Raw genomic sequence first — 24,261 nt, 5'->3', positions numbered from 1 at the left:
AAGCCCATGACCGACGTTCACTTCACCCTCGCCCGCCAGACGCTGCTCGAGCCGGCCGGTCTGGACCTGCCACACCTGGAAAAGGTGATGGGGATCCTGCTGTCTTCGCCGGTGGATCTGGCCGACATCTATCTGCAGTTCGCCCGCTCCGAATCCTGGGTGCTGGAGGACGGTATCGTCAAGGAAGGGCATCACAGCATCGACCAGGGCTTCGGCATCCGCGCCGTCTGCGGCGACAAGACCGGCTTCGCCTACAGCGACGTCATCGCCCTCGACGCCCTGGAGGAAGCCGCCCGCAACGCCCGCGCCGTCGCCCGCTTTCCGGCCGACGCCCGCCAGGCGATCACCGCCGGCGGCGGGCCGCAGAACCTGTATCCGGCGGTCGATCCCCTCCATTCCCTCACCGCCGAGGACAAGATCGCCCTGCTCCAGCGTCTCGACGACCTGGCGCGGCGCAGCGACCCGCGGGTGGACCAGGTCATCGTCAGCCTGGCCGGCACCTACGAGGTGGTCCTCATCGCCACTCAGGAAGGCGCCTTCCACGCCGACGTGCGCCCGCTGGTCCGCCTGGGAGTCAACGTGATCCTGGAACAGAACGGCCGCCGGGAACAAGGTTCGGCCGGCGGCGGCGGCCGCACCGATTACCGCTATTTCCTCGAGGAGGAACGGGCCGAAGGCTACGTGGCCGAAGCAATCCGCCAGGCCCAGGTCAACCTGGAGGCCATCGATGCCCCGGCGGGCACCATGACGGTGGTCCTCGGCCACGGCTGGCCCGGCGTCCTGCTGCACGAGGCGGTCGGTCACGGTCTCGAAGGGGACTTCAACCGCAAAGGCACCTCGGCCTTCAGCGGCCGCGTGGGGGAGCGGGTGGCTTCTTCTCTGTGCACCGTGGTGGACGACGGTACCCTACCGGGACGGCGCGGTTCCCTCAACCTCGACGACGAGGGCACCCCGACCCGGCACACCGTCCTGATCGAACAGGGCATTCTCAAAGGCTATCTCCAGGACCGCCTCAACGCCCGCCTGATGGGAACGGCGCCCACCGGCAACGGCCGCCGCGAATCCTATGCCTACACCCCGCTGCCGCGCATGACCAACACCTACATGCTGGCAGGAGAACATTCTCCCGAGGAGATCATCGCCTCGGTGAAACACGGCCTCTACGCCAAGAACTTCGGCGGCGGTCAGGTGGACATCACCTCGGGCAAGTTCGTGTTTTCCGCCTCCGAAGCCTATCTGATCGAAAACGGCAAACTGACCCGCCCGGTCAAGGGGGCGACCCTGATCGGCAACGGTCCCGACGTCCTCACTCGGGTCACGATGGTGGGCGACGATCTCGAATTGGATCCCGGCGTCGGCACCTGCGGCAAGGACGGCCAGAGCGTGCCGGTGGGTGTGGGACAACCGACCCTGCGGGTGGACGGTCTCACCGTCGGCGGCACCCAACCGAATCCAGGAGCCTGAAAGATCATGGAAACATTGGAAGCACAGCTGACGCCCCTGCAGGACACCGTCGCCCAGGTTCTGGAGCTGGCCCGCCGTCTGGGCGCCAGCGGCGCCGAAGCCGGGGCGGGCCTGAGCCAGGGGCTGGCGGTCAGCGCCCGCATGGGCGAGGTGGAAACGGTGGAACACCACCGCGACCAAAGCCTGGGGGTGACGGTCTACTTCGGCCGGCGCAAGGGCTCGGCCGCCACCTCGGATCTCAGCCCGGCCTCGTTGCAGGAAACCGTCGAGGCCGCCTGCGCCATCGCCCGCCACGCCAGCGAGGACCCTTACGCCGGCCTGCCCGACCCGGAATGGCTCGCCCGCGACATTCCCGACCTGGACCTGGACCATCCCTGGCCTATCACCGCCGACGAGGCCATCGAACTGACCGTCGCCTGCGAACGGGCGGCGCTGGAAAGCCATGCGGAGATCGTCAATTCCGAGGGCGCCAGCCTGCACACCCATCGGGGTATCCGCGTGCTCGGCAACACCCTGGGGTTCCTGCACGGCTATCCGGCCTCCCGCCACAGCCTCAGCTGCGCCGTGGTGGGCAAACGCGGTGAGCAGATGCAGCGCGATTACTGGTACACGGTCGCCCGCGATCCGGCCGATCTGGAAGGCGCCGAGGCGGTGGGCCACAAGGCCGCCGAGCGCACCGTCACCCGCCTCGGCGCCCGCCCCCTGTCCACCCGCCAGTGCCCGGTCGTCTATGCCGCCGAGGTGGCCACCGGCCTGATCGGCCACTTCCTGGCCGCCATCCGCGGCGGCAATCTCTACCGCAAAGCCTCGTTCCTGGTGGACAGTCTGGGAAAACCGGTGTTTCCGGACTTCGTCCACATCCACGAGGAACCCCACATCCCCAAGGGCATCGGCAGCGCGCCCTACGACAATGAAGGCGTGGCGACCTACGCCCACGATCTGATCCGCGAGGGTGTTGTGGCTTCCTATATCCTCGACAGTTATTCGGCCCGCAAACTGGGCCTCAAAAGCACCGGCAACGCCGGCGGGGTGCACAACGTCATCGTCGATTCAGGCTCCCTGGACCGCACCACGTTGCTGCGCGAGATGGGCACCGGCCTGCTGGTCACCGAGCTGATGGGCCACGGGATCAATCTGGTCACCGGCGACTATTCCCGGGGAGCGGCCGGTTTCTGGGTGGAAAACGGGGAAATCCAATACCCGGTGGAGGAAATCACCATCGCCGGCAACCTCCGGGACATGTTCCGCCAGATCGAGGCCATCGGCTGCGATGTGGACCGACGCGGAAACATCCGCACCGGCTCCATCTGGCTGAAGCAAATGACCGTCGCCGGTTCATAGCACCAGCAGCACGAGGGTGCCCAGGTAGGTCTCCACCGCATAGGCACAGGCCAGGCCGAATCCGAACGAAGGCGCCCGTGCCAGCGCCTGGCGGAAGATGTGGCCCAGCACCACGATACCCCAGGCGACGAACCCCCAACTGACATAGAAGGCGACGATCAGCTGAAGATCCTCGGCCACCCGCAGCCACACGAGCACCGGGAGCGCCGCCAGCCCGATCCAGCCCATCGCTCCCATGATCAGGGTGGCGGTGGGCAGAAACGCCTCCCGGCGACCGTTGAGCCCCAGAACCGCGAACACGAAGGCCAGACTCAGCGCCAGTTCACTGACGGCGGCGACGAAGGCTTCCGCCGGATCGCCGATCAGTAGAATCTGGATGAGCCAGAAAACTCCGAAGTAGAACACCGCGTTACGCTTGAAGTCGTCCATGGTCACCGACCAGTGGGAAGGCAGCCTGCGCAGAAAACACTGGGACAGAACCAATTTGGTATGTTGCAGATTGAATCGCGGCATGGTGATCTCCCTGAATCGTTGTTTTTCGTTCACCTGCTGCAACGGCCACCCGTAACGCTCCTTGAGGGGGTAAAATCGCTTCTGTGACCGCCATCGCACCCGTCATCGCCGGAGTGCGCGGCCGGTCACATTTCTCCACCTGAACCGGAAAAAACCTGACCATGCAAACCGCTCTCTTCAATCTCGGCTTTCGCCCCTTCTTCCTGTTCGGCGCCGGCTTCTCCCTGCTGGCCCTGGCGTTGTGGCTCGGACCCCACTTTCCAGCAAGGCTGGCCTGGCATGCCCACGAAATGGTCTATGGTTTCGCCGCCGCCATCGTCGCCGGCTTCCTGCTGACCGCGGTGCGTAACTGGACCGGGCGCGCCACGGTGGAAGGCGGGCCGCTGGCCGTCCTGTTCGCCCTGTGGCTGGGCGCACGGCTGCTGAGCCTCGGCGGGAAGATAGCTCTTACCGCAGCGATCCTGGATCTGCTGTTCCTGCTCGGCCTGCTGGCCTCGATCGCACGCCCCATCTGGCAGGTGCGTCAATGGCGCCAGTGGGGGGTAATGACCTGCGTGGCCGTTCTGGCTGCGGGACAGACCGGGCATCTTGCCGGCATCCTCACAAGCGATCCGGCCATCGCTCAACTCGGTATCTGGAGCGGGTTATACGCGATTCTTGGGCTGATTCTCATCATCGGCCGGCGGGTGATCCCCTTCTTCACCGAACGGGGGGTCGGGTATCCGGTGACCCTGCGCCAGTTCGACTGGATCGACCGCAGTGCCATGCCCCTGTTCACCGCCTTCGCCATCGCCACCCTGCTCTGGCCGGGCGCCTGGCCCCAGCGGCTGCTGGCAGCGACCCTCGCGATTCTCCATGCCATCCGTCTGGGTGGCTGGTACACCCCCGGAATCTGGCGCCGGCCGCTGCTATGGATTCTGCATCTGGCCTATGCCTGGCTGGTAGTGGGATTTCTGCTGTCCGCCTGGGACGTGCGCCTGGCATCGCACGCTTTCACCGTCGGCGGCATGGGCGGTATGATTCTGGGGATGATCTGCCGGGTAAGCCTGGGACATACCGGCCGGAGCATCCATCTGCCGCCTGCCGGCATCACCATCCTTTTCGTCGCGCTGTCGGCCGCAGCGGTCCTGCGCGGTCTCGGACCGTTGCTGTGGCCGCAGGCGACCTGGCTCTGGTTCCATCTAGCCGGAGGGCTGTGGGCCCTGGCCTACGGCGGCTTCGTGTGGATTTACGCCCCAATCCTATGGCAACCCCGGATCGACGGCAGACCGGGTTAAAAAAGAAGGGGCGCCGATGGCGCCCCTTCCCGATCCCGGTTTGAAACCATTCAGCCGACCTTGGGGTCCAGCTCGCCGGATTCGTAGCGCTTGTACATCGTTTCCAGGGAAATCGGCTTGATCTTGGAAGCCTGGCCGGCGCAACCGAATGCCTCGTAACGGGCCTTGCAGATGTCCTTCATGGCCGCGGTGGCGACCTTGAAGATCTTGCGCGGGTCGAATTCCTTGGGATTTTCCGCCAGGAACTTGCGCATCGCCCCGGTGGAAGCCATACGCAGGTCGGTGTCGATGTTGACCTTGCGCACCCCGTACTTGATGCCCTCAACGATCTCTTCCACCGGCACCCCGTAGGTCTGGCCCATGTCACCGCCGTACTGGTTGATGATCTCGAGCCACTCCTGAGGCACCGAGGAGGAACCGTGCATCACCAAGTGGGTGTCGGGAATGCGGGCGTGGATCTCCTTGATCCGATCGATGGCGAGAATGTCGCCTGTGGGCGGCTTGGAGAATTTGTAGGCGCCGTGGCTGGTACCGATGGCGATGGCCAGGGCGTCCACCTTGGTCTTCTTGACGAAGTCGGCCGCCTGGTCCGGGTCGGTCAGCAGCATTTCCTTGGTCAGTTTGCCTTCGGCGCCGACACCGTCTTCCTTACCGGCTTCCATGGTTTCCAGAGAGCCCAGGCAGCCCAGCTCGCCTTCCACCGACACGCCGCAGGCATGGGCCATCTCGGTCACCTTGGAGGTGACCTCGACGTTGTACTCGTAGCTGGCCGGCGTCTTGGCATCCGGCATCAGGGAGCCGTCCATCATCACCGAGGTGAAGCCGGACTGGATCGAACGGGCGCACACGCCCGGATCGGCCCCGTGGTCCTGGTGCAGCACGATGGGAATGTCCGGCCACTGCTCCACCGCCGCCAGGATCAGGTGACGCAGGAACGGCTCGCCGGCGTACTTGCGGGCCCCGGCGGACGCCTGCATGATCACGGGGCTGTCCACCTCGGCGGCCGCCTCCATGATGGCGTGAACCTGTTCCATGTTGTTGACGTTGAACGCCGGCACGCCGTAACCGTTTTCGGCGGCGTGATCGAGTAATTGTCTCAGGGTAATGAGTGCCATGCAAAAAGCCTCTTGCTATTGGTAAAGAAAAGCGCCTTTGGCCACCCGTCGGGCGGCCAAAGGCAGGTTGAAGTCGAAAATCAATTGATGCGCGGATCCAGCTCGCCGGAGGCGTAGCGCTTGACCATCTCTTCCAGGGAGATCGGCTTGATCTTGGACGCCTGGCCGGCGCAACCGAAGGCCTCGTAACGGGCCTTGCAGATATCCTTCATGGCCGCGGTGGCCGCGGCGAAGATCTTGCGCGGATCGAACTGTTTCGGGTTCTCGGCCAGGAACTTGCGCATCGCTCCGGTGGAGGCCAGACGCAGGTCGGTGTCGATGTTGACCTTGCGCACCCCGTGCCTGATGCCCTCGACGATTTCCTCCACCGGCACCCCGTAAGGCGTACCGATGTCGCCCCCGTACTGGTTGATGATCTCGACCCACTCCTGGGGCACCGAGGAGGAGCCGTGCATCACCAAGTGGGTGTCCGGAATGCGGGCGTGGATCTCCTTGATCCGGTCGATGGCGAGGATCTCCCCTGTGGGCGGCTTGGTGAACTTGTAGGCGCCGTGGCTGGTACCGATGGCCACCGCCAAGGCGTCCACCTTGGTCTTCTTGACGAAGTCGGCCGCCTGTTCCGGATCGGTCAGCAGCTTTTCCTTGTCGATGGCCTCCCCTTTGTCGGTGACGCCCTTCTCCAGCGATCCCAGACAGCCCAGTTCCCCTTCCACCGACACGCCGCAGGCGTGGGCCATCTCGGTCACCTTGGAGGTGACCTCGACGTTGTACTCGTAGGTGGAGGGGGTCTTCATGTCCGGCATCAGGGAGCCGTCCATCATCACCGAGGTGAAGCCGGACTGGATCGAACGGGCGCAGACCCCAGGATCGGCCCCGTGGTCCTGGTGCAGCACGATGGGAATGTCCGGCCACTGCTCCACCGCCGCCTGCACCAGATGGCGGATGAAGTAGGCCCCGGCGTATTTGCGGGCGCCGGCGGACACCTGGAGAATCACCGGACTGTCCACCTCGGCGGCCGCCTCCATGATGGCGTGGACCTGTTCCATATTGTTGATATTGAAGGACGGCACGCCGTAACCGTTTTCGGCGGCATGATCCAGCAATTGTCTCAGCGTGATGAGTGCCATGACAGTCTCCTCCTGTTCGGATTAGGAAAGCACTTCCCGGACCGCATTGGCCACGTTGTCCACGGTGAAGCCGAATTCCTTCATCAGCACCCCGCCGGGCGCCGACTCGCCAAAGCGGTCGAGACCGACCACCTTACCATTGAGACCGACGTATTTGTACCAGCCGTCGGTGCAACCGGCCTCCACCGCCACCCGCGCGGTGACATCGGAAGGCAGCACCGCTTCCTTGTATTCGGCGCTCTGGGCCTCGAAGACATCCTCACAGGGCATGGAAACCACACGCACCTTCTTGCCCTCGTCAGCCAGCACCTTGGCAGCCTCGTCGGCCAGATGCACCTCGGAACCGGTAGCGATGATGATGGCGTCGGGCTTGCCGTCGCAGTCGCGCAGCACGTAGGCGCCCTTGGCGATGTTCTCGATCTGTTCCGGCGTCCGCTCCAGGTGCGGCAGCCCCTGACGGGAAAGCGCCAGCGCCGAGGGTGTCGCGGTCTGATTCACGGCCTCGCGCCAGGCGACGGCGGTTTCCACCGCATCGGCCGGGCGCCACAGGTGCAGGTTCGGGATCATGCGCAGGGAGGCGTGATGCTCGACCGGCTGATGGGTCGGGCCGTCCTCGCCCAGACCGATGGAGTCGTGGGTCAGGACGTAGATCACCGGCAGCTTCATCAGGGCCGACATGCGGATGCCGTTGCGGCAGTAGTCGGAGAACACGTGGAAGGTGCCGCCGAAGGGACGGAAGCCGCCATGCAGATAGACACCGTTCATGATCGCCGCCATGCCGAACTCGCGCACGCCGTAGTGGACGTAGTTGCCGTCCTCGTGGCTGTTGCCGGGCATGTTGAGATCCTTGCACCCTTTCCAGTTGGTCAGGTTGGAGCCGGTCAGGTCGGCGCTGCCGCCGAAGAACTCCGGCAGGTGCGGCGCATAGGCGTTGAGGGTGTTCTGGGAGGCCTTACGAGTCGCCACGGTTTCGGCCTTGTCGTTGACTTCCTTGATGTAAGCCTCGGCGATCGCCGGCCAGTCCGCCGGCAGCCGGCCTTCCAGGCGACGCTGCAGCTCGTCGGCCAGATCGGGCAGATCGGCCCGATAGGTGGCGAACTTGTCCTGCCATTCCTTTTCCCAGGCCGCCCCTTTTTCACGGGCGTCCCAGGCGTCGTAGATTTCCTTCGGAATCTCGAAAGGCGGATAGGGCCAGCCGAGAAATTCACGGGCCAGGGCGATTTCGTCCTCACCCAGCGGGGCGCCGTGGCATTCTTCCTTGCCCTGCTTGTTGGGCGAACCGTAGCCGATGATGGTCTTGCAGCAGATCAGGCTCGGTTTGTCGGTGACGCTGCGTGCCTCGTCGATGGCGGCCTTGATGGCATCCGGATTGTGGCCGTCGACACCGCGGATCACGTGCCAGCCGTAGGCTTCGAAACGCTTGGCGGTATCGTCGGTGAACCAGCCTTCCACCTCCCCGTCGATGGAGATGCCGTTGTCGTCCCAGAAGGCCACCAGCTTGCCCAGCTTGAAGGTGCCGGCCAGGGCGCAGGCTTCGTGGGACACCCCTTCCATCATGCAGCCGTCGCCCAGGAACACGTAAGTGTAATGGTCGATGATGTTATGACCGTCGCGGTTGAACTGGGCGCCCAGCACCTTCTCTGCCAAGGCCATGCCAACGGCGTTGGCGATCCCCTGCCCCAGGGGACCGGTGGTGGTCTCCACCCCCGGGGTGTAGCCGTATTCCGGATGGCCCGGGGTCTTGGAGTGCAGCTGACGGAAATTCTTCAGCTCCTCGATGGGCAGATCGTATCCGGTCAGATGCAGCAGGGCATAGATCAGCATGGAACCGTGACCGTTGGACAGCACGAAACGGTCTCGGTTGGCCCATTTGGGATTGTTGGGGTTGTGGCGCATGTAGTCGTTCCACAGCACCTCGGCGATGTCCGCCATCCCCATGGGGGCGCCGGGATGGCCGGATTTGGCCTTTTGGACCGCATCCATGGCCAGGACACGAATGGCGTTTGCAAGTTCTCGGCGTGAAGGCATGGTTGTCTCTCCCAAGTTATCGTTTGACTGTTGTTCTTGAAACCGCTTGGAACCGAATCTTAAAACGGCTTGCGTATCGGCGCAATTTCAGGATTGCTGCTGGGCGTCCCACTCCCGGTGATAGGCTTCGATGGTCTCGATGTCCTTCCTGGCACCGATGAACAGCGGAACGCGCTGATGGATGTGGGTCGGCTGCAGCGTCAGGACGCGTTCACGCCCGGTGGAGACGACCCCGCCGGCCTGCTCGATGATGAAGCCGATGGGATTGGCCTCGTACATCAGGCGCAGGCGTCCGGCCTGGCCCTTTTTCTTGAGCTTCTCGTCCAGCGGATAGGTCCAGAAACCGCCGCGCTGGAGGATGCGGTAGGCTTCGGCGACGAACGAGGCGATCCAGCGCATGTTGTAATCGCGTCCCAGGGGGCCTTCCTTGCCCTGCAGGCATTCTTCGATGTAACGCCGCACCGGCGGCTCCCAGAAGCGCCAATTGGACATGTTGATGGCGAATTCCTTGGCTTCCTCGGCGATGCGGATGTCAGGATGGGTCAGGAAGAATTCCCCCACACCCTGATCCAGGGTGAAACCGTAAGCGCCGTCGCCGGTGGTCAGCACCAGGGTGACCGATGGGCCGTAGACACAGAAACCGGAGGCCACCTGCTCGGTTCCCGGCTGCAGGAAGTGCTCCTCGGTCGGCTCGTCCACGCCTTCGGGGCAGCGCAGGATCGAGAAGATGGTGCCGATGCACATGTTGATGTTAATGTTCGAGGAGCCGTCCAGCGGGTCGAAGCAAACCAGGTACTTGCCCCGGTTGGCCTTGGGAACGACGATGATGTCTTCGTTCTCCTCCGAGGCCATCGCCGCCACGTGACCGCTGCGGCTGAGAATGGCGATCATGATGTCGTTGGAGAGCACGTCCAGCTTCTGCTGCACCTCTCCCTGGACGTTTTCCTCGCCCACCTGGCCCAGATTGCCCACCAGCGCACCGTAGCGCACCTCGCGGGCGATCGCCTTGCAGGCGCGGGCGATGTCGCTGATCAACAACGTCAGTTCGCCGGTGGCGCCGGCTGCTTTGCGCTGCTGTTGAATCAGAAATTCGGTTAAGGAAATCCCTTGACCTTGCATAGCATCCTCCTCTTCGTTATGGGCGGCTTCAGGCCGCCGTCGTCAAAGCCAGAGCGTCCTTGACCTTGACGATTTTCAGGGTGTTGGTTCCACCACTGACGCCAGTCAGATCCCCCTTGGTGATGAGCACCCGGTCCTCCTCGGTCACCGCGCGGTAGTGCAGCAGCTCTTCCAGCGCGGCCTTGTTCTGCACTGCGTGGTCGGTGGTGTCGCACTGGAACAGGATGGGATAGACACCGCGGTACAGCGTCACCTTGCGGCAGGTCTTCAGATGCCGGGTCAGGGCGTAGATCGGGATGCCGGAGCGGATGCGCGACATCCACAGCGGGGTCGCCCCGCTTTCGGTCAGAGCGGCGATGGCACGGACCGGAAAATGGTTGGCCACGTACATGGAAGCCATGGCGATGGCCTCATCGGTACGCTTGAACCGGCGGTCCATGCGGTGGGAAGAGCGCCGCACGCGCGGACTCTTCTCCGCCTCGACGCACACCCGGTGCATGGCCTTGACCGCTTCCACCGGATACTTGCCGGAGGCGGTCTCCGCCGACAACATCACCGCGTCGGTGCCGTCGAACACGGCGTTGGCCACGTCGAGCACCTCGGCACGGGTCGGCAGCGGGCTTTCGATCATGGACTCCATCATCTGGGTGGCGGTGATGACCACCCGGTCCATGTCGCGGGCCTTGGAGATCAGGTCCTTCTGCACCTGGGGCAGACGGGCGTCGCCGATTTCCACTCCCAGGTCGCCGCGGGCCACCATGATGACGTCGGAGGCCTCAATAATCTCCTCCATCACGCCGGGCTGGACCGCCTCGGCGCGCTCGATCTTGGCGACGATGCCGGCCTCGCCGCCGGCTTCACGCAGCAGGCGCCGCGCCAGGTGGATGTCGGCGGCGCTGCGGGGGAAGGAGACGGCCAGATAATCGGCCTCGATTTCCACCGCGGTGCGGATGTCTTCCTTGTCCTTTTCGGTCAGGGCCGGAGCCGACAGGCCGCCGCCCTGTTTGTTGATGCCCTTGTTGTCCGACAGGACACCACCGACCACGACGATGCACTCGACCCGGTCGCCGACGATCTTGTCGACCTTGAGCTCCACCCGGCCGTCGTCGAGCAGGAGCACGTCCCCGGGCCGGACGTCCTTGGGCAGATCGCGGTAGACCAGACCGACCTGGGTCTCGTCCCCCTGATCCAGGGGATAGTCGGCATCGAGGGCGAAACGGGCCCCTTTCTCGAGAAAGACCTTGCCTTCCTTGAAACGCCCGATGCGGATCTTGGGCCCCTGCAGATCGGCGAGGATGCCGACGTAATGCTGCTTGCTCTCGGAGATCTCCCGCACCAGCCGGGCCCGCCGGCGATGGTCGTCGGCGGTGCCGTGGGAGAAATTGAGGCGGAAGACATCGACACCGGCATCGATCAACCGCTCCAGCACCTCCGGGCTGTCGCTGGCCGGTCCCAGGGTGGCGACGATCTTGGTGCGTCTCGGCACGTAGATTTCAGCCATGGATCAGCGGGCCTCCATCATGGCCTTGGCGGTGTCGAGCATGCGGTTGGAGAAACCCCACTCGTTGTCGTACCAGGACAGCACCTTCACCAGAGTGCCGTCGATGACCTTGGTCAGGGTGGACTCGTAGATCGAAGAATGGGGATTGTGATTGAAGTCCATCGACACCAGCGGCTCGTCGTTGTAGGCCAGGATGCCCTTGAGCGCGCCTTCCGCCGCCTCCTTGAGGATGCTGTCGATCTCCTCCTTGGTGGTGGCGCGGGCAGCCTGGAAGGTCAGGTCCACCAGAGAGACGTTGATGGTGGGCACGCGCACGGCGAAACCATCGAGCTTGCCGGCCAGCTCCGGCAGCACCAGACCGACGGCGGCGGCGGCGCCGGTCTTGGTGGGAATCATGTTGTGGGCGGCGGCACGGGCCCGGCGCAGGTCTTTGTGGAAGACGTCGATCAGACGCTGGTCGTTGGTGTAGGAGTGGATGGTGGTCATCAGCCCGTTGACGACACCGAGTTTATCGTTGAGCGGCTTGACCAGCGGCGCCAGACAGTTGGTGGTGCAGGAGGCGTTGGAAACCACGGTGTCGGAGGCCTTGAGCACGGTATGATTGACCCCGTAGACCACGGTGGCGTCCACGTCCTTGCCGCCGGGGGCGGAGATCAGCACCTTCTTGGCGCCCCCCTGCAGGTGGGCCGAAGCCTTCTCTTTGGAAGTGAACAGGCCGGTGCATTCCATCACCACGTCCACTCCCATCTCGCCCCAGGGCAGCTTGGCGGGATCACGCTCGGCCAGGACCCGGATCTTGTGACCATCGACCACCAGATAATCGCCGTCCACGGCCACCTCGAAGGGAAAATGGCCGTGAACGGTGTCGTGACGGGTCAGGTGGGCGTTGCTATTGGCATCCCCCAGGTCGTTGATAGCAACGATCTCGAATTCGTCGGTGCGTCCGGATTCGAACAAGGCCCGCAGCACGTTGCGGCCGATCCGGCCATAACCATTGATCGCTATCTTGATTGCCATAGAGCGCTTCTCCCCAATGCGTTAAATAAAGTTGAAGACCGTGTACCGCCAAGGCGATACGACGTGATTTTCCATCCTGATTCGGGGAACTATATCAAAGGGATGGGAAACGCGTCCAGTTGCAGGAACCTGGACCTGGCAGAATATCCATCAATCTGACAACGCTGCCAGAATCCGCTCGACGCCTGATTCCACCGGATCGAGCCATAGGGCGTCACGCTCGCGCCTAAGCCAGGTGAACTGGCGTTTGGCCAGCTGGCGGGTGGCGATGACCGCCTTGTCGATCATGGCGGCGTAATCGTATTCCCCGGCCAGATAGGCCCACACTTGGCGATAGCCGACACTGCGCATCGACGGCAGGCCGGGATGGAGATCACCGCGGCGGTAGAGGCGTTCGACCTCTTCCACCAGCCCCGCCTCCAGCATGGCGTGGAAGCGGGCTTCGATACGGTGGTGCAGCACCTGGCGGTCACGGGGGGCGACCACCACCTTCAGCGGCCGGAAAGGCAGTGTTTCCTGTCCCGCCTGCCGCCACCACCCGCTCAGGGGCCTGCCGGTAAGACGCCAGACTTCCAGGGCCCGCTGGATCCGCTGGGGATCGTTGGGATGGATGCGGGCGGCCGCCTCCGGATCGAGGGCGGCCAGCCGGCGGTGTAGTTCCGCCCAGCCGACCTGGGCCGCCTCGCGGTCGATGGCGGCCCGCACGGCCGCATCCCCCGGCGGCAGCGGGGCGATGCCGCGCAGCAGGGCGTTGAAGTACAGCATCGTCCCTCCCACCAGGATCGGGCGGCGGCCGCGGGCCAGGATCGCTTCTACCGCCGCCAGGGCGTCGCGGCGGAAACGGCCGGCGGAATAGCTTTCCGCAGGATCGAGGATATCGACGAGATGGTGGGGAATCTCGGCCCGCAGCGCCGGCGGCGGCTTGGCGGTGCCGATGTCCATACCACGGTAGACCAGACTGGAATCGACGCTGACGATCTCGCCCCCGACCCTCCGGGCCAACTCGATGGCCAAGTCGCTCTTGCCGGCCGCCGTCGGCCCCATGAGCAGCAAAATCTTCGGACGGGACATCAGCGGCCGCGATGGAAAAACCGGTCCAGGGTCTTAAAATCGAGCTTGACCCAGGTGGGACGGCCGTGGTTGCACTGGCCGCCGCGCTCGGTCCGCTCCAGCTCCCGCAGCAGAGCGTTCATCTCCTCCCGGGTCAGGCGCTGGCCGGCCCGCACCGCCCGGTGACAGGCGCAGGTGGCCAGGCGCTCGCGGATGGCCGTCTCGACCCCGGTGACCGCCTCGAACCGGCCCAGTTCCGCCAGCACCCCGCCCACCAGCTCCGCCGCGTCCGCCTGCCCCAGAAGGGCCGGCAGCGACCGCACCACCAGGGTTTCCGGCCCCAGGCGGTCCACCTCCAGGCCGAGGCTCAGCAACAGATCCTGATGCTGCTGGGCCAGTTCGGCTTCCCCGCGTCCGACCTGCAGTTTCACCGGCAGCAACAGCGGCTGGCGCACCACCTCACCGCGCTCCAGCTGGCGCTTGAACTTCTCGTAGACGATGCGCTCGTGGGCGGCGTGGGCATCGACGATCACCAGCCCGCCTTCGGCTTCCGCCAGGATGTAGATGCCGTGCAGATGGGCCAGCGCGTAACCCAAAGGCGGCGCAGCCTCCGCTTCGGTATTTTCCGCCGGCGCGGCGGGAGCAGGCGGTGAATGCAGGGCCTCGTAGAAGGCCAGGGCCTCGTTGACCTGAGGCTGCGGCCGGGCGGCGGGTGGCGGATACGAAGCGGAACCGGGAGAAGCCGGTGCGGGCGGCTTCGGTGGCGGGCGGGGACCGGGACGGGCCTGCCCCAGGGAACGGTACAACGACTGGGCGATGAAATCGCGCACCTGACGCGGTTCCCGGAAGCGCACCTCAAGCTTGGCGGGATGGGCGTTGACGTCCACCAGGGCCGGATCCAGCTCCAGATACAGCAATGCCGCCGGCTGGCGGTCGCCGCCGAGCACGTCGCGATAACCGTGACGCAGCGCGTGCAAGAGCAGCTTGTCGCGCACCGGCCGGCCGTTGACGTACCACCACTGCCGGTCCCCCTGACGCCGCGCCACCGCCGGCAGCCCCAGCCAACCCCACAGCCGCAGCGGCCCGTGGGTCCACTCGATCAGCAGCGCCTGTTCGACGAATTCCTTTCCCCACACCGCCGCCACCCGTCGCGGCCACTGGTCTTCCCGCGGCGCCGGCGGCAATCTCCAAGCCTCGCGCTGGTTGTGGCGCAAAGAGAACCCGACGTCGAAGCGGCTCAGCGCCAGACGTTCGAGAAAATGCTGGATGTGGGAGAACTCGGTGCGCTCGCTGCGCAGGAACTTGCGCCGCGCCGGCACGCTGTGGAACAGGTCGGCCACGGTCACGGTGGTGCCACGGGGATGGGCCACCGGCACCGGCTCCGGTATTTCGCCCCCCCCCGCCAGCGCCACGCGCCAGCCGCAGGGATCGTCGGCGGTGCGGGAAATCAGCTCCAGACGCGAGACGGCGGCGATGCTCGCCAGCGCCTCGCCGCGAAACCCTAAGGTACGCACCTGGAGCAGATCTTCCGTCGTGGCGATCTTGCTGGTGGCGTGACGCGCCAGCGCCAGCGGCAGATCCTCGCGGGCAATGCCGACCCCATCATCCCGCACCCGGACGAGACCGACCCCGCCGGCCTCCACCTGTACGTCCACCCGGCGCGCCCCCGCGTCGAGACTGTTCTCCACCAGCTCCTTGACCACCGAAGCAGGCCGTTCCACCACCTCGCCGGCGGCGATCTGCCCCACTAGCTGGGGCGGCAGCAAGCGAATCCGGGTCATCCGCCCACCGGAATCCTGAGCACCTGCCCAGCCCGCACCCGGCTGCCCTCCAGAGCGTTGTACGCCTTCAGCGCCTGTAGGCTGACACCGTACTGCTGGGCGATTTCCGACAGGGTCTCGCCGCGGGCGATCACGTGCCGCCGCGCCCGCGCAGCCAGATAGGTCCCCGGTGGGGCATGGCGCCTAAAGTAATCGCGGATGCCGCGGTGCAGTGCCCTGGCCCAGTACCACTGGTACTTGCCGCTGCGCAGCCGCCGCTCCTCGTCCGGGTTGGAGATGAACGCTGTCTCCACCAGAATCGAGGGAATATCGGGGGATTTCAGCACCACGAAACCGGCCTGCTGCACGCCGCTGTGGTGAATGCGGCCGATGCGCTTCAGTTCTTCCAGTACCTCGCGGGCGAGGCGCTGACTGTACTCGCGGGTGCCGGTCAGAGACAGATCGAGCAGCACCTTGGCGAGGGTCTCGTCCTTGTCGTCGAGACTGACGCCACCGACGAGATCGGAGGCGTTCTCCCGCGCCGCCAGCCAGCGGGCCGCCTCGCTGGAAGCGCCGCGCTCGGACAGAACGTAAACCCCCGCACCGCTGACCCGGGGGTTCTTGAAGGAATCGGCATGGATGGAAACGAACAGGTCCGCCTTGGCCTGGCGCGCCAGGGCGATCCGCCGCCGCAGGGGAACGTAATAGTCGCCCTTGCGGATCAGCACCGCCCGCATTCCCGGGGTGTCGTCGATGAGCTTGGCCAGCTTGCGGGCGATGGCCAGCACCACGTCCTTTTCCCGGGTGCCGCGGCGGCCGATGGCGCCGGGATCCTCCCCGCCGTGTCCCGGATCGATGGCGACCACCACATCCCGAAGCGCCTGTGGCGGCCGGGGAGGCTTCGGCGCCGGCCGGGACCGCGCCCCCCCCTTGGTGCCGTAGAGATCCACCACCAGCCGGTGACCGTAGCGATGGCTGGGCGGCAGGGTGAACACCTTAGGACGTACCGCCGTCTTCAGATCCAGAACCAGCCGCAGCACCCCTTTCTTCGGATGGCCGCTGCGAATCCGCCGCACATAAGGGACGCTGGCGTCGATCCGCGGCAGGGCGGCCTTGAGGCGGCCTTGCGGCAGGTCCAGTACCAGGCGTCTGGGATTCTCCAACCCGAACACTTTCGGCTTGAAGGGCTTGGAAACATCCAGGACCAGGCGCACGTGGTCGGGCGCGTTCCAATACCGCACTCCGTAAACCTCCAGCGCCCATCCGGCCTGCATCAGCAATCCCAGCAGCAAGCCCAGCCAGACCCGATATCCCATGGCGCCCTCCGCAATCTCGCGCTCGATATTTCGATTATATCGTCAATTGCGCCAGGTGCGGCCCGCAGGTGGCAAATTCGCTATACTTGGATGCCCGCTTTGCCAATGGAGTTTCGCGTGCCCGAATCCTCTCCGCTTCACGCCGTCATCGACATCGGCTCCAACGCCGTCCGCCTGCGGGTGGGCGCACTGGGACACGGCGGCCGCCTCGACATCATCGAAGCCATCCGCGCCCCGGTACGGCTAGGACAGGACGCCTTCGGCCGGGGACGCCTCGGCGAGGACACCATCGCCCGCGCCCTGGAGACCTTCCGTGATTTCCGCCATCTTCTGGAGCGCAAGCATGTCCCCCTGACCCAGGTACGCGCCATCGCCACCAGCGCCATGCGCGAGGCGGAGAACCGTCAGGCGCTGATCGAGCAGGTAAAGGCGGAAACCGGCATCGTCATCGAGGTCATCTCCGGCACCGAAGAGGCGCGGCTGATTTCCCTGGCGGTGCGCCACGCGCTCCCGGAGCTGGAGAAGCGCAACGCCTTCCACATCGACATCGGCGGCGGCAGCGTCGAGTTCGTGGTGCTGGAGCGGGGGCAAGTGACGGCCCTGGAAAGCCTGAAGATGGGCACGGTGCGGCTGCTGTCGCGCTTCGGCGGCGAGGACCAGAAACGCTTCGTCCGTCTGCTGGACGAGTTCTTCGACGCCAACGCCGGCAAGATCCGCGAACTGGTGGACGGCACCCCCATCGACATCGCCGTTGGCACCGGCGGCAACATCGAGGCCTTGGGACAGCTGGGGCGGCAGCTGCTGGACACAGGTTCGCCCAAGCGCCTCAAGTACGGCCAGCTCAAGGCCTTGTGCAAGCGTCTGGACGCGCTGAGCTACGAGGAGCGGCTGGAGCAACTCAAACTGCGCCCGGACCGGGCCGACGTCATCATCCCCGCCAGCCACGTGCTGCGGCAGGTGCTCAAACTGGTGGGCAAACCAGATCTGTTGATCCCCGGCGTGGGGCTGGCGGAGGGGGCGCTGCTGGACCTGCTCCAGCGCCGCCGCGGCAACGCCCATCAGGACGCCCTGGCCTGGGCCGCCTCGGTGGCACGCAAGTACCGCGTGGACCGGGAACACGCCGACCAGGTGCGCCACCTGGCCCTGCAGCTGTTCGACCAGCTCACCCCCGTCCACGGCCTGCCGGCCCGCGACCGCCTGCTGCTGGAACTGGCGGCGCTGTTGCACGAGATCGGCATCTTCGTCCGCCCCGACGGCCACCACCGCCACGCCCACTATCTGCTCAGCGCCATGCCGATGCTGGGCATCAGCGACGCCGAGCAGCGACTTTTGGCCCTGGTGGTGCGCTGCCAGCGCAAGAAACTGCCGGACGGGGACGACCCGCTGCTGGCCCCGCTGGACAAGAAGGCGCGGGAACGCTGGCTCAAACTGGTCGCGCTGCTGCGGCTGGCCATCGCCTTCGACAAGGAACGCTGCGGTGGGGTGGCGGAAATCCATTGCCACTTCGACGGCAAGCGCATCGAGATCCGTTGCCTCGGCAAGGGCGACCTGCTGCTGGAACGCTGGGCCGCCCTGCGGCAGAAGGATATCGCCGAAAAGGCCTTGGGACATCCCATCGACATTGAGCTGTGAACGACTGGAACGCCGCCCTCGCCTTCGACCGCGCGCACCTGTGGCATCCCTACAGCACCCTGCCGCCCCACTATCCGGTGTGGCCGGTGGCGCGCGCCAAGGGGGTGCGCCTGCACCTGGCGGACGGCCGGGCGCTGATCGACGGCATGGCCTCGTGGTGGTGCGTGATCCACGGCTACAACCACCCGCGCCTCAACGCCGCCGCCCGGGACCAGCTGGCGCAGATGGCCCACGTCATGTTCGGCGGCCTGACCCACGCCCCGGCCGTGGAACTGGGCCGACGGCTGGTGGATCTGACCCCGGCGCCGCTGGAGAAGGTGTTCTTCAGCGATTCCGGCTCGGTGGCGGTGGAGGTGGCCCTGAAGATGGCGCTGCAGTACTGGCAGGCCCGCGGCCGGCCGGAGAAGCGCCGCTTTCTGGCCCTGCGCGGCGGCTACCACGGCGACACCTTCGGCGCCATGTCGGTGTGCGACCCGGTCACCGGCATGCACACCCTGTTCTCCGGCTTGCTGGCGCAGCAGCGGTTCGCCCCGCGTCCGGCCTGCCGCTTCCACGCCTCCTGGAATCCGGCGGACCTGGAGCCCCTGGCCGCCCTGCTGGCGCACCACGGCGGCGAACTGGCGGGGCTGATCCTGGAACCTGTGGTCCAGGGCGCCGGAGGGATGTGGTTCTATCATCCCGAATATCTGCGCGGGGCGCGGCGGTTGTGCGACGAACACGGTGTGCTGCTGATCGCCGACGAGATCGCCACCGGCTTCGGTCGCACGGGGCGGCTGTTCGCCTGCGAGCACGCCGGCATCGCCCCGGACATCCTCTGCCTCGGCAAGGCCCTGACCGGCGGCTACCTGACCCTGGCCGCCACCCTGACCACTGCAAACGTGGCCGACACCTTGCGCTGCAGCGAGGCCGGCTGCCTGATGCACGGCCCCACCTTCATGGCCAATCCCCTCGCCTGCGCGGTGGCGGCGGCCAGTATCGACCTGCTGCTGGAATCCGACTGGCAGACCCGGGTGGCGCGGATCGAGGCCGGCCTGCGCGCCGGGCTGGCGCCCTGCCGGGCGCTTCCGGGGGTGGCGGACGTGCGCGTCCTGGGGGCGATCGGGGTGGTGGAGACGACCGAACCGGTGGATCTGGCGCAGATCACCCCGAAGTTCGTCGAAGCCGGGATCTGGCTGCGGCCTTTCGGCAGGCTGATCTATACCATGCCGGCCTACGTGATGGGCGATGCGGACCTGGCGGCGTTGACCGAAGGCATCTGCCGGGTGCTGGCTCAGGCCCAGAGCCGGTCGAGGGGAAATTCGACCGCCTCGAAGGGCGGCTGACGCACCGGGTCGTCGTCCTTGAGGGTCGTCAGCACACACCAGCGGCCCTGCTCCAGGGCGTAAACCTCCAGCGTCCGCAGCGACGGGTCCACCATCCACAGATAGGGCACGCCCCAGCGGGCGTAGCGCGGCATCTTCAGGCTGCGGTCGATGCGGGCGGTGGAAGGCGACAGCACCTCGCAGACCCAGTCGGGCGGCAGCTCGAACCAGGCGGTCTCCGGCAGCGCTGGCATCCGCTCGCGCCGCCAGCCGGCCAGGTCGGGCACCAGGATGTCGCCGCCGATGTGCAGCTCCGGCTCGTCGATGATCCACCAGCCGCCAGGGCCGCCTGTGCCGCCGTGGAACGGCCCGCCGATACTGAAGCCGAGTACCGAATGGGCGACGGCGTGTTTCGGCGCCGGCCGCGGCTGGGTGTAGAGCGCGCCGCCGATGATCTCGCCGACCAGGTTCTCCGGCAGGTTGAGGATGTCCTCGTAGGTGGCGTGGCGCTTGGCGGTTTGGCCCATGGGTTTTCCTCCGCTACAGACCTTCCCAGGATTCTACCAGCCCGTCGATTTCGATGCCGAAGAAGCCGAGAATACGGCCGACGCTCTCGTCGATCATCTCCGCCAGGGTCTTGTCGCGGCCGTAGAAGGCCGGCAGCGGGGGAAAGACGATGCCGCCCATTTCCGTCACCGCGGTCATGTTGCGCAGGTGGGCCAGATTCAGGGGGGTTTCGCGGGGCACCAGCACCAGAGGGCGGCGCTCCTTGAGGGTGACGTCGGCGGCGCGGCTGATGAGGTTGTCGCCGAAACCGTGGGCGATGGCCGCCAGCGTCTTCATGGAACAGGGCGCCACCACCATGCCCGCGACCCGGAAGGCGCCGCTGGCGATGGCGGCGGCGATGTCGTCGATGTCGTAGTGGACGTCCGCCAGTGCCTGCACTTGAGGTTTCTTCATTCCCAGCTCGTGATGCAGGTTCATCACGCCCGCGCGGGAGACGATGAGATGGGTCTCCCACGCCGGCAGCGGCCGCAGCAGCTCGAGAATGCGGACGCCGTAGACGGCACCGGTAGCGCCGGTGAGGGCGACGACGAGGCGCTTTTTCATGGGGCGCTCAGGCGCTCGGCCAAGCGGTCTGCGGCATCCACCAGGGCGTCGATCATCTCCTCGCCGGCGGCGATGTGCCCGGCGTTCTCCAGCACCCTAAGTTCCGCCCCCGGCAGCTGGCGCTTGAGGACGAAGGCGGCCTCCAGCGGACAGACCAGATCCCAGCGGCCGTGGACGATGGTGGCGGGAATGTGGCGGATGTAGCGGCAGTCGTGCAGGATACGGTTGTCGTCGAGGAAATAACGGTGGGCGGCGTAGTGGAGCTCGATCTTGACCTTGGGCAGGGCGGACTCGGGATCGGGGAGCTTGTCGGGGTCAAAGTCGCGTCCCAGGGTCACCGCGTTGCTCCAGCGGGCCCAGGCTTCGACGACCCGGTGCTGCAGGGCCTCGTTGCCGCCGGTGACCGCTTTGTACATACCCTGGATCAGGTCGTTCCAGCCTGAAACCGGCAGGCTGCTGACCAGCTGATGCCAGTGGTCCGGATAGATACGCTTGACCCCGTCGCGGATGAACCAGTCGAGATCGTAAGGCCGGGCCAGGAACACGCCCCTGAGGATCAACCCCAGCACCCGCTCGGGGTGTTTCTGGGCGTACAGCAGGGCGAGAGCCGCCCCCCAGGAGCCTCCGGACACCGCCCAACGGGAGATGCCGAGGCGGGTGCGGATCGCCTCCAGGTCTTCCAGCAGCTTGCCGGTGTCGTTGTCGCGAAGTTCCCCCTGGGGCTCGCTGCGGCCGCTGCCGCGCTGGTCGAGAAGGACGATGCGCCAGCGGGCCGGATCGAAGAAACGGCGGTGATCCGGCCGGCAACCGGAACCGGGTCCGCCGTGGAGAAACAGCACCGGCAGCCCATCCGGATTGCCGCATTCCTCGTAGTAGATGCGGTGGCCGTCGGCCTCGAGCCAGTGGGTGGCGTAGGGTTCGATGGGCGGATACAGGGTTTTCATGGGGATATTGTAATCCAATTGGGACAGGGGACCCATGCCGCCGTACCGCCAACGAAAACGGCCCGGTCATGACCGGGCCGTTTCCTCGTGATGCCGTGACGGCTCAGCCGCCGGCCTTGCAGGCCTTCATCTTGTCCTTCAGGGTCTTGGGCTTTTTGACCTTGCCCTTGATCTTGCCCTCGGACAAAGCCTTCAGATAGGCGTACAGGGCGTCGAGGGCCTGATCTTCGGTCATGCAGGCCTTTTCCACCAGGCCGATTTTCATGATCTGCGGTGCCATCGGCGTCATGATGGTGCCTGGACGGCCTTCCTTGACCACCTTGAGGAATTCTTCTTTGCTCAGCTTCTTGATGCTTTCGGTCAGGTCCGGGAACGGACGCACGTCGTGGCAGGTGCCGCAGCCGCGGCCGGCGGCGCGCTCGTAGATCTTCATTCCCAGCCACAGCATTTCGTCCTGGGTGAACTCGACGGCGAACGCCTGGGAAGTCAGGCCCATGCCGGCTGCCATCGCCACACCCATGATCAGTTTACGCAGTTTCATCAGTCAGGTCCTCCTTTGCGGATTGTCGGTAGTGACAGGATAGCGGTCATCTTCTGAATCCTCACTGAACCCCCTTGGGACCGCCATCCTGAAACGGGTACACAAGCAAAGAATTATAGCAAAGCCCGGCGCTGCCTCCGGCGGGAATTTTTCACAGCCTAACACCTATCGATTTGCACTTCCGGGGGCTGGGAAGGGGTTGCCAGACCGAAATTCTTCCCTGAATTTAGGCCCGGAGCGGCCGTCCCTGGCCGCCGGCAACCCCTTTCCAGCCCCCTCCTTTACAGTTCCCGCGTCGCCTTGAAGCGCACCTGTGGCCAGCGTTCCTCGGCCAGCTGCAGGTTGACCCGGGTCGGCGCCAGATAGACCAGAAAACCGCCGCCGTCCTCGGCCAGATATTCGAAGTTCTTGCGCTTGAATTCCTCCAGCAACTTGAGATCGTCGCATTCGATCCAGCGCGCGGTGGCGACACCCACCGGCTCGTAGCCGCATTCCACGTTGTACTCGCTTTTGAGGCGGAAGGCGGTGACGTCGAACTGCAGCACCCCCACGGCGCCCAGGATCAGGTCGTTGTTCTTCAGTGGCCTAAACACCTGGGTCGCCCCCTCCTCGCTGAGCTGAAGCAGGCCCTTGTGCAGCGCCTTGGCCTTGAGCGGATCCTTGAGCACCACACGGCGGAACAGCTCCGGGGCGAAATAGGGGATACCGCCGAACTTGAGCTTTTCTCCCTGGGTGAAGGTATCGGCCACCTGGATGGTGCCGTGGTTGTAGAGGCCGATGATGTCGCCGGGCCAGGCTTCTTCCACATGCTGGCGGCTGGCGGCCTGGAAGGTCATGGCGTTGGCGACGGTGATCTGTTTCCCCAGGCGCACGTGGTACAGCTTCATGCCCTTGCGGTAGCTGCCGCTGCAGATACGCAGGAAGGCGATGCGGTCGCGGTGCTGGGGATCCATGTTCGCCTGGATCTTGAACACGAAACCGCTGAACTTGGGCTCGTCCGGCGACACCACCCGCTCGAGCGCGGCCCGCGGCCGCGGCGGCGGTGCATATTTGGCGAAGGCGTCGAGCAGTTCGAGCACGCCGAAGTTGTTGATCGCCGAACCGAAGAACACCGGCGTCTGCCGGCCCTGCAGATAAGCCTCGTGATCGAAGGGGTGGCTGGCGCCGCGCACCAGTTCGATCTCCTCGCGCAGCTCCCCGGCCTGGTCCCCGAGACGCGCATCGAGCAAGGGGTTGTCCAGTCCCTCGATGACCTCCCCCTTGACCACCCGGTCGCGGTGCCTGGCGTCGAACAGGTGCACGGCGTCCTCCTCCAGATGATAGACGCCCTTGAAACGCTGCCCCATGCCGATGGGCCAGGTGAGCGGCGCGCAGGCGATGCCGAGCACCGCTTCGATCTCGTCGAGCAGCTCGATGGGTTCGCGGCCCTCGCGGTCGAGCTTGTTGATGAAGGTGATGATGGGGGTGTCGCGCATGCGGCACACTTCCATCAGCTTGATGGTGCGTTCCTCCACCCCCTTGGCGCTGTCGATCACCATCAGGGCCGAGTCCACCGCGGTCAGGGTGCGGTAGGTGTCCTCGGAGAAATCGGCGTGCCCCGGGGTGTCGAGCAGGTTCAGCAGACAGCCGCCGTGCTCGAACTGCATCACTGAAGTGGTCACGGAAATGCCGCGCTGCTTCTCCAGCTCCATCCAGTCGGAAGTGGCATGGCGGGCCGCTTTGCGGCCCTTGACCGCGCCGGCCATCTGGATGGCGCCGCCGAACAGCAGCAGCTTCTCGGTCAGGGTGGTCTTGCCGGCGTCCGGATGGGAAATGATGGCGAAGGTACGGCGTTTGGCGATTTCCTGGTGCAGATCGGTCATGGATGGTGGTGGTCTGAAAAAAGCGTTCGATTATACCGGCTGTTGGACCGGCGACGCCGCCTTTCATTCCCTGCCGCCGGGCTCGTGGCACTCGAGGCAGGTGGTCCGCTTCGAAAGATGCCGTCAATACCTCCCTGTAGGCTCCACGCCGGCCTCCCTGCCGGCGAGGCTTTCGAATCGGACCACCTGCCTCCTCGATCAATCCATCACGTGTTTGAACTGACGTGATCCTGTTCCCTGCCA

At 65.5% G+C, this 24,261-nt stretch carries 20 protein-coding genes; 5 read left to right on the top strand and 15 right to left on the bottom strand.

Features of this window, described 5'->3' with window-relative positions; genetic code table 11:
- Nucleotides 1-6 precede the first annotated feature (6 nt).
- Both tldD and pmbA read left to right on the top strand, forming a co-directional pair.
- Nucleotides 7-1,464 (top strand): metalloprotease TldD, encoded by a 1,458-nt coding sequence (gene tldD, locus MIN45_RS07340; RefSeq protein WP_286291307.1) that lies wholly within the window; start codon nt 7-9, stop codon nt 1,462-1,464.
- A 6-nt stretch (nt 1,465-1,470) separates the two neighbouring features.
- Nucleotides 1,471-2,805, top strand: a complete 1,335-nt coding sequence (gene pmbA / locus MIN45_RS07335; RefSeq protein WP_286291306.1) for a metalloprotease PmbA — start codon at nt 1,471-1,473, stop codon at nt 2,803-2,805.
- On the opposite strand, the gene MIN45_RS07330 is transcribed toward pmbA, so the two are convergent.
- Nucleotides 2,800-3,318, bottom strand: coding sequence for a hypothetical protein (locus MIN45_RS07330; protein WP_286291305.1), 519 nt, complete (start codon nt 3,316-3,318; stop codon nt 2,800-2,802). The genes pmbA and MIN45_RS07330 overlap by 6 nt on opposite strands.
- Before the next feature lie 161 nt (nt 3,319-3,479).
- On the opposite strand from MIN45_RS07330, the gene MIN45_RS07325 reads away from it, so the two are divergent.
- Complete coding sequence (locus tag MIN45_RS07325) at nt 3,480-4,595, top strand: NnrS family protein (protein WP_286291304.1); 1,116 nt, start codon at nt 3,480-3,482, stop codon at nt 4,593-4,595.
- A gap of 50 nt (nt 4,596-4,645) precedes the next feature.
- Here the strand turns inward: MIN45_RS07325 and fba (MIN45_RS07320) are convergent, their stop codons facing one another.
- From fba (MIN45_RS07320) to MIN45_RS07280, 9 genes are all read right to left on the bottom strand, one after another.
- On the bottom strand, nt 4,646-5,710 hold the full coding sequence (fba, locus tag MIN45_RS07320; protein ID WP_286291303.1) for a class II fructose-bisphosphate aldolase: 1,065 nt from the start codon (nt 5,708-5,710) through the stop codon (nt 4,646-4,648).
- Nucleotides 5,711-5,790: 80 nt separating this feature from the next.
- Nucleotides 5,791-6,837: a class II fructose-bisphosphate aldolase gene (gene fba, locus MIN45_RS07315; protein ID WP_286291302.1), complete on the bottom strand. Its 1,047-nt coding sequence runs from the start codon at nt 6,835-6,837 to the stop codon at nt 5,791-5,793.
- Between the two features lie 21 nt (nt 6,838-6,858).
- Nucleotides 6,859-8,865, bottom strand: a complete 2,007-nt coding sequence (tkt, locus tag MIN45_RS07310; RefSeq protein ID WP_286291301.1) for a transketolase — start codon at nt 8,863-8,865, stop codon at nt 6,859-6,861.
- 87 nt (nt 8,866-8,952) lie between these two features.
- Complete coding sequence (locus tag MIN45_RS07305; protein ID WP_286291300.1) at nt 8,953-9,984, bottom strand: class 1 fructose-bisphosphatase; 1,032 nt, start codon at nt 9,982-9,984, stop codon at nt 8,953-8,955.
- A gap of 28 nt (nt 9,985-10,012) precedes the next feature.
- Complete coding sequence (pyk, locus tag MIN45_RS07300; RefSeq protein ID WP_286291299.1) at nt 10,013-11,485, bottom strand: pyruvate kinase; 1,473 nt, start codon at nt 11,483-11,485, stop codon at nt 10,013-10,015.
- Between the two features lie 3 nt (nt 11,486-11,488).
- Nucleotides 11,489-12,502, bottom strand: coding sequence for a type I glyceraldehyde-3-phosphate dehydrogenase (gene gap / locus MIN45_RS07295; protein WP_286291297.1), 1,014 nt, complete (start codon nt 12,500-12,502; stop codon nt 11,489-11,491).
- 150 nt (nt 12,503-12,652) lie between these two features.
- Nucleotides 12,653-13,573: a tRNA (adenosine(37)-N6)-dimethylallyltransferase MiaA gene (gene miaA / locus MIN45_RS07290; RefSeq protein WP_286291295.1), complete on the bottom strand. Its 921-nt coding sequence runs from the start codon at nt 13,571-13,573 to the stop codon at nt 12,653-12,655.
- Nucleotides 13,573-15,333, bottom strand: a complete 1,761-nt coding sequence (mutL, locus tag MIN45_RS07285; RefSeq protein ID WP_286291294.1) for a DNA mismatch repair endonuclease MutL — start codon at nt 15,331-15,333, stop codon at nt 13,573-13,575. The genes miaA and mutL overlap by 1 nt, the downstream gene beginning before the upstream one ends.
- Nucleotides 15,330-16,628: an N-acetylmuramoyl-L-alanine amidase gene (locus MIN45_RS07280; RefSeq protein ID WP_286291292.1), complete on the bottom strand. Its 1,299-nt coding sequence runs from the start codon at nt 16,626-16,628 to the stop codon at nt 15,330-15,332. The genes mutL and MIN45_RS07280 overlap by 4 nt, the downstream gene beginning before the upstream one ends.
- A 117-nt stretch (nt 16,629-16,745) precedes the next feature.
- Between MIN45_RS07280 and MIN45_RS07275 the strand changes: the two genes are divergently transcribed.
- Nucleotides 16,746-18,260 (top strand): Ppx/GppA phosphatase family protein, encoded by a 1,515-nt coding sequence (locus MIN45_RS07275; RefSeq protein ID WP_286291289.1) that lies wholly within the window; start codon nt 16,746-16,748, stop codon nt 18,258-18,260.
- Entirely contained in the window at nt 18,257-19,582 is a 1,326-nt protein-coding gene (gene bioA / locus MIN45_RS07270; protein ID WP_286291286.1) for an adenosylmethionine--8-amino-7-oxononanoate transaminase, read from the top strand. Before MIN45_RS07275 ends, bioA begins: the two co-directional genes overlap by 4 nt.
- Here bioA and MIN45_RS07265 read toward each other — a convergent pair.
- The 5 genes from MIN45_RS07265 to MIN45_RS07245 all read right to left on the bottom strand — a co-directional run bounded on the left by MIN45_RS07265 (nt 19,531) and on the right by MIN45_RS07245 (nt 24,018).
- Nucleotides 19,531-20,088 carry a Uma2 family endonuclease gene (locus MIN45_RS07265; RefSeq protein WP_286291284.1) on the bottom strand — a complete coding sequence of 186 codons (558 nt, stop codon included), beginning with the start codon at nt 20,086-20,088 and terminating at the stop codon, nt 19,531-19,533. The genes bioA and MIN45_RS07265 overlap by 52 nt on opposite strands.
- Nucleotides 20,089-20,101: 13 nt before the next feature.
- Nucleotides 20,102-20,671, bottom strand: a complete 570-nt coding sequence (locus tag MIN45_RS07260) for a UbiX family flavin prenyltransferase (protein ID WP_286291283.1) — start codon at nt 20,669-20,671, stop codon at nt 20,102-20,104.
- A complete protein-coding gene (gene pip, locus MIN45_RS07255) occupies nt 20,668-21,615 on the bottom strand; it encodes a prolyl aminopeptidase (protein WP_286291281.1) in 948 nt (315 codons plus the stop codon). Before pip ends, MIN45_RS07260 begins: the two co-directional genes overlap by 4 nt.
- A 103-nt stretch (nt 21,616-21,718) precedes the next feature.
- On the bottom strand, nt 21,719-22,156 hold the full coding sequence (locus MIN45_RS07250) for a c-type cytochrome (protein ID WP_286291279.1): 438 nt from the start codon (nt 22,154-22,156) through the stop codon (nt 21,719-21,721).
- Nucleotides 22,157-22,437: 281 nt separating this feature from the next.
- On the bottom strand, nt 22,438-24,018 hold the full coding sequence (locus tag MIN45_RS07245; RefSeq protein WP_286291278.1) for a peptide chain release factor 3: 1,581 nt from the start codon (nt 24,016-24,018) through the stop codon (nt 22,438-22,440).
- Between the last annotated feature and the right edge of the window lie 243 nt (nt 24,019-24,261).

Source organism: Methylomarinovum tepidoasis (assembly GCF_030294985.1).
GTDB lineage: Bacteria > Pseudomonadota > Gammaproteobacteria > Methylococcales > Methylothermaceae > Methylohalobius > Methylohalobius tepidoasis.
The sequence above is the reverse complement of the archived record's forward strand: the minus strand, read 5'-3'. Positions and strand labels throughout refer to the sequence as shown.

Bases quoted from the DNA above. Each gene is read 5' to 3' on its own strand.
- mutL (WP_286291294.1), bottom strand. From the start codon at position 15,333: ATGACCCGGATTCGCTTGCTGCCGCCCCAGCTAGTGGGGCAGATCGCC.
- gap (WP_286291297.1), bottom strand. From the start codon at position 12,502: ATGGCAATCAAGATAGCGATCAATGGTTATGGCCGGATCGGCCGCAAC.
- MIN45_RS07250 (WP_286291279.1), bottom strand. From the start codon at position 22,156: ATGAAACTGCGTAAACTGATCATGGGTGTGGCGATGGCAGCCGGCATG.
- MIN45_RS07280 (WP_286291292.1), bottom strand. From the start codon at position 16,628: ATGGGATATCGGGTCTGGCTGGGCTTGCTGCTGGGATTGCTGATGCAG.
- MIN45_RS07260 (WP_286291283.1), bottom strand. From the start codon at position 20,671: ATGAAAAAGCGCCTCGTCGTCGCCCTCACCGGCGCTACCGGTGCCGTC.
- pyk (WP_286291299.1), bottom strand. From the start codon at position 11,485: ATGGCTGAAATCTACGTGCCGAGACGCACCAAGATCGTCGCCACCCTG.
- fba (WP_286291303.1), bottom strand. From the start codon at position 5,710: ATGGCACTCATTACCCTGAGACAATTACTCGATCACGCCGCCGAAAAC.
- MIN45_RS07245 (WP_286291278.1), bottom strand. From the start codon at position 24,018: ATGACCGATCTGCACCAGGAAATCGCCAAACGCCGTACCTTCGCCATC.
- MIN45_RS07305 (WP_286291300.1), bottom strand. From the start codon at position 9,984: ATGCAAGGTCAAGGGATTTCCTTAACCGAATTTCTGATTCAACAGCAG.
- fba (WP_286291302.1), bottom strand. From the start codon at position 6,837: ATGGCACTCATCACGCTGAGACAATTGCTGGATCATGCCGCCGAAAAC.
- tkt (WP_286291301.1), bottom strand. From the start codon at position 8,865: ATGCCTTCACGCCGAGAACTTGCAAACGCCATTCGTGTCCTGGCCATG.
- miaA (WP_286291295.1), bottom strand. From the start codon at position 13,573: ATGTCCCGTCCGAAGATTTTGCTGCTCATGGGGCCGACGGCGGCCGGC.
- MIN45_RS07325 (WP_286291304.1), top strand. From the start codon at position 3,480: ATGCAAACCGCTCTCTTCAATCTCGGCTTTCGCCCCTTCTTCCTGTTC.
- MIN45_RS07265 (WP_286291284.1), bottom strand. From the start codon at position 20,088: ATGGGCCAAACCGCCAAGCGCCACGCCACCTACGAGGACATCCTCAAC.
- MIN45_RS07330 (WP_286291305.1), bottom strand. From the start codon at position 3,318: ATGCCGCGATTCAATCTGCAACATACCAAATTGGTTCTGTCCCAGTGT.
- pmbA (WP_286291306.1), top strand. From the start codon at position 1,471: ATGGAAACATTGGAAGCACAGCTGACGCCCCTGCAGGACACCGTCGCC.
- pip (WP_286291281.1), bottom strand. From the start codon at position 21,615: ATGAAAACCCTGTATCCGCCCATCGAACCCTACGCCACCCACTGGCTC.
- tldD (WP_286291307.1), top strand. From the start codon at position 7: ATGACCGACGTTCACTTCACCCTCGCCCGCCAGACGCTGCTCGAGCCG.